This window comes from Arsenicibacter rosenii (genome assembly GCF_001870735.1).
Classification (GTDB): Bacteria; Bacteroidota; Bacteroidia; order Cytophagales; family Spirosomataceae; genus Arsenicibacter; species Arsenicibacter rosenii.
In genome coordinates this window covers 1-4,081 of record NZ_MORL01000045.1, presented here as the reverse complement: position 1 = coordinate 4,081, position 4,081 = coordinate 1, and the positions used below count along the sequence as shown (strand labels likewise).

At 49.5% G+C, this 4,081-nt stretch carries 5 protein-coding genes; 3 read left to right on the top strand and 2 right to left on the bottom strand.

Features of this window, described 5'->3' with window-relative positions:
• Both BLX24_RS32910 and BLX24_RS28860 read left to right on the top strand, forming a co-directional pair.
• On the top strand, window positions 1-647 hold a 647-nt coding region (locus tag BLX24_RS32910; protein ID WP_177225947.1), incomplete at its 5' end, for a T9SS type A sorting domain-containing protein.
• Window positions 648-804: 157 nt separating this feature from the next.
• Window positions 805-2,124: a Gfo/Idh/MocA family protein gene (locus BLX24_RS28860; protein WP_071506703.1), complete on the top strand. Its 1,320-nt coding sequence runs from the start codon at window positions 805-807 to the stop codon at window positions 2,122-2,124.
• A 241-nt stretch (window positions 2,125-2,365) separates the two neighbouring features.
• Here BLX24_RS28860 and BLX24_RS28855 read toward each other — a convergent pair whose 3' ends face one another.
• Complete coding sequence (locus BLX24_RS28855; protein ID WP_071506702.1) at window positions 2,366-2,887, bottom strand: hypothetical protein; 522 nt, start codon at window positions 2,885-2,887, stop codon at window positions 2,366-2,368.
• 161 nt (window positions 2,888-3,048) lie between these two features.
• Here BLX24_RS28855 and BLX24_RS28850 point away from each other — a divergent pair, with 161 nt between their 5' ends.
• Window positions 3,049-3,423: a hypothetical protein gene (locus BLX24_RS28850; RefSeq protein ID WP_071506701.1), complete on the top strand. Its 375-nt coding sequence runs from the start codon at window positions 3,049-3,051 to the stop codon at window positions 3,421-3,423.
• Window positions 3,424-3,437: 14 nt separating this feature from the next.
• On the opposite strand, the gene BLX24_RS28845 is transcribed toward BLX24_RS28850, so the two are convergent.
• A partial coding sequence (locus BLX24_RS28845) for a glycoside hydrolase family 140 protein (protein ID WP_143092858.1) occupies window positions 3,438-4,081 on the bottom strand: 644 nt, incomplete at its 5' end.

Genomic DNA, 4,081 nt, shown 5'->3' with positions numbered 1-4,081 from the left:
TGGCCGACCCGAATAATTCGACCATCTTGTTAGAAGCCCGTCAGAACGGACAGGTAGTGACTCGTTTGTTCAACTTCCGGACCTACAACTGTAACGGCACCACACCACCCACGCAGCCTGGTTCGTTGTCGTTGCTGGCTCCGGGTTATGCCTGTGCGACCCGTCAGATTACGTTCCAGACGGCGGGTGGCAATGGGTCACCGGTTGAATTCCGCGCGGTTGGTGTCCGTGACTGGGGTACGAATCCGGTAGCGACAATTGAGGCACCGGTGGTGGCCGACCCGAATAACTCGACTATCTTGTTAGAAGCCCGTCAGAGCGGACAGGTTGTGACACGCTCCTTTAATTTCCGGCAAGCTTGCGGGGCTGCCCGCGAGGCGGCATCGTTCACCAATGATCTTTTGATTAAGGTATTCGGTAACCCAACCCAGCAAGAACTGATTCAGGTAGAGGTGTCTGGTCTTGAGGAACAGGCTTTTACGGTAAACGTGATGGATCTGAACGGTCGGTTACTGGAAGAGCAGAACCATGCTGCCAACGGGGATAAGCAGCTGTTATCGGTCCGGACCGGCAAGCAGGCAGGGCTTTACTGGCTCAGAATACAAACGGCTTCAAAATCAAAAACGGTGAAAATAATCCGCCAATAGCTAATCCCGCCATGCTGTATCCAGAGTACATCAGGATAAAGATCTGATGAGGTAAAAGGCGATGCCGGTTCGGTGTCGCCTTTTTGGGTTTCCAACCATTAAAAACGGCACAAAGCAGCCTTTTAGGTTTACTAAACCCAAAAGTTGGCATACAGATATGCAGGATAACCAGTCTATAAAACGCCGTGAATTTCTTGGCAAAGCCTCCGCAGCCGTGGCAGGCTTCATGATTGTACCGCGGTTTGTACTCGGAGGGAAACGCCCCGACGGTACGAAATACCTGGCACCAAGCGACATCATTTCGCTCGGTTTTATTGGTACCGGTAAACAAGGCCGTGGATTGACCAACTCCTTTCTGACAACCAACGAAGCCCGTATCGTGGCCATCAGCGAGGTGTATAAGGCAAAGGCGCAACTGACCCTGGACCGGATCAAGGAGATTTACGCCAAAAATACGCAGCTCGGTAGTTATGCGGATATTCCGGTCTACAACGATTTCAGGGAGTTACTGGCCCGTAAAGACGTTGATGCAGTGGTTATCGCAACCCCGGATCACTGGCATGCCGCAATGGCCGTTCGGGCAGCCGAAGCCGGTAAAGACATTTACTGCGAAAAGCCGCTGTCTCTGACCGTCAGAGAAGGCCGGGCGATGGTGAACGCGGCCCGCAAACACAACCGGGTGTTTCAGACGGGGAGTATGCAGCGGTCCTGGCCGGAATTCCGGCAGGCCGCTGAACTGATCCGGAATGGCTATATCGGTGAAGTGAAGAGCATAAAGGTAAATGTCGGCCCGCCGCCAAAGCCTTATGATCTGCCGGCAGAACCGATTCCGGAGGGACTGGACTGGTCGGCATGGCTTGGCCCGAATCAGCCCGTCGCCTTTAATTCGGAGCTGGCCCCGCCGTTGTCGAAAGATGTGTTTCCGAACTGGCGGAATTACAAGGAGTTTGGTGGTGGAATGGTAACTGACTGGGGAGCACACATGTTCGATATCGTGCAGTGGGCACTGGATATGGACCATAGCGGACCGGTTGACGTAATCGCCCCGGACGGCAAAGACCACCCGTTCCTGACGTACAAATACGATAATGGCATCACCATGACACACGAAAAATGGGATTGGAACAATGCGATCCTGTTTACCGGAACAGAGGGAGAAATCCGCGTGCAGCGTAAGAAACTGGAAACGACACCGGCCTCTCTGCAAACCAAAGTGATAGGTGATTCCGAAAAGCACGTATACAAAAGCGAAAACCACTACAAGGATTTCCTGCAAGCCATGCGTAACCGGTCGAAACCCATATGTGATGTCGAGATCGGACACCGGACGGCTTCGGTTTGTAACATCGGCAACATTGCCTATCAGCTGAAACGGCCGTTGCAGTGGAATCCGAAAAAGGAGATGTTCAAAAACGACAAGGAGGCCAATGAACTGCTTGGACGGCCAATGAATGATACCTGGGGCATAAAACTCTAGGACTATGATTTGTGTGATTGAATGACGGACTATGATTACTATGATTGAATAACGGACTATGATTTGTATGATTGAATGACGGACTATGATTTGTGTGATTGAATGACGGACTATGATTACTATGATTGAATGACAGACTATGATTAAACCGTATAAAAAATCATAGTAATCATAGTAATCATAGTAATCATAGTAATCATAGTAATCATAGTAATCATAGTAATCATAGTAATCATAGTAATCATAGTTTAACCTTCACAATTTCTCCGAAGTAATTCATGTACACGGCGTAATCCAGCGTTTTATCGTTCTTTGGATCAACGAGATGCATGGCCAGAACAATGTATTTCTGACTGTTAAACGTTGGCTTATAGGTTACCTGCTGCAAAATGCTCGCCTCGATTTCTTCATCATTCTTCAGAAAATACGTCAGGTCCTCTTTCGTTAAAGTCCGTTTAAAGGCCTGCTGGCCTGACTTTTTGGTAGCCAATACGGTAATGGTGTTATTGGCAATACAGCCGGACGGCGTTTCAACCCAGGTCGAGTCCTGATCGAGTGTGAGGGCAAACTGTAGCGGTTTCGACGACTCTTTATAAATATCTGCTTTGCCTAATTTTGCGGCATCGGCCAATGATTTACAGTCTTTCCGTTTGACAACAGCAGCTGTCGTATCCGTGATTGTTTGGGTGTCGTTTTTTGCAGATTGCTGGTTACAGGCACTACCTAACAGCACCAGTAAACTTAAAAGCCAGGGATTTTTCATGTCACAAAGATCGGATTTACCGGAAGATCACCCTGAAAATTATACAAACCTTATCAAATGATTTGTTCCGCAACAAGTGATTATTGGCTAAGAACCGGCGAGCATGCCCTTGGTGATCAGGAGATTTTGAATAGATTTACCGCTCAAAAAACCACCTTATCATGTACAAATCAATTATAGTGTCTCTTATCGGTCTGGTTGTCCTGGCATCATGTGGTAATTCAGAAGAGGTTGAGCGTCTCCGCAAGGAGAATGCAGATCTAAAAGCGCAACTGGCTATACTGAATGACGCCAAAAAACCGAAATATATCCTGAAGCTCCGGCTGAAGCAATCGAGTTTTTCGCTGAGCATCAAAAAGCACATCCGGAATGCCGTTAACGCCCTTGAGTTTGAGTTACCTGTCGATAAGGAGTTTTACGACAGTGTTTCGGAGGGCACCGAGATCGTGGACAAGTTTCGTTTTGGATCGTTGATACTGTACGGCACCCTCGGCGACTGGGAAATGACCGTCAAAGGCAAGGAAATCAGGCAGTAACGGTCAGCCGGTAATTATTTCGGGGCGGCAAAGCTGGCCGAGGCATCATCCAGGATCAGAACCCAGTCTTGCCCATACCCTTGGGTTGGAGGCGAAAACGGCAAGGTGCCTTCATTAGGGTAAGAACCGGCTGGTTTCGTAACTCCTTTGCGGGGGTCATACCAGGTCGCCGTCAGGGTGGTACCACTGATTTTACCCGCTTTTACGGTAAATGGTCGTCCCGCTGCCGAGTAAATAAAGGCATAATTTTTTCCGCGTGTGGCCTGAATCCGGTCGGCGGGGCCATAATCTGACTCGTTGATGAACGACTGGTCCGGAATCCGGTCGAGCAGCGGGCGGGCAGTCATTAACCGGCGGACAAACTTCATCTGGTTAGCGGCAGGCAATTCCAGGGCCTCTGCCCACGGGATTTTGGCGCCGTTGACCGGCTTTCGGCCGGCAGCATACATCTGCCAGATGTCATGGCATCCATAGGTGTGACCAAATGCCCCGGCAAATAAATCCAGATAAGCATATTTCCGGACATCATAGGCATTGGATAGCCCCAGATCCGTTACGTTGAAGCACACCGGATGGTCTTCATAGATGGGTTCGGCATCGATCACCGGCTTAGCCGGCGTCCGGTTGTAGACAAAACTGATTTTATCATACGTCGGGG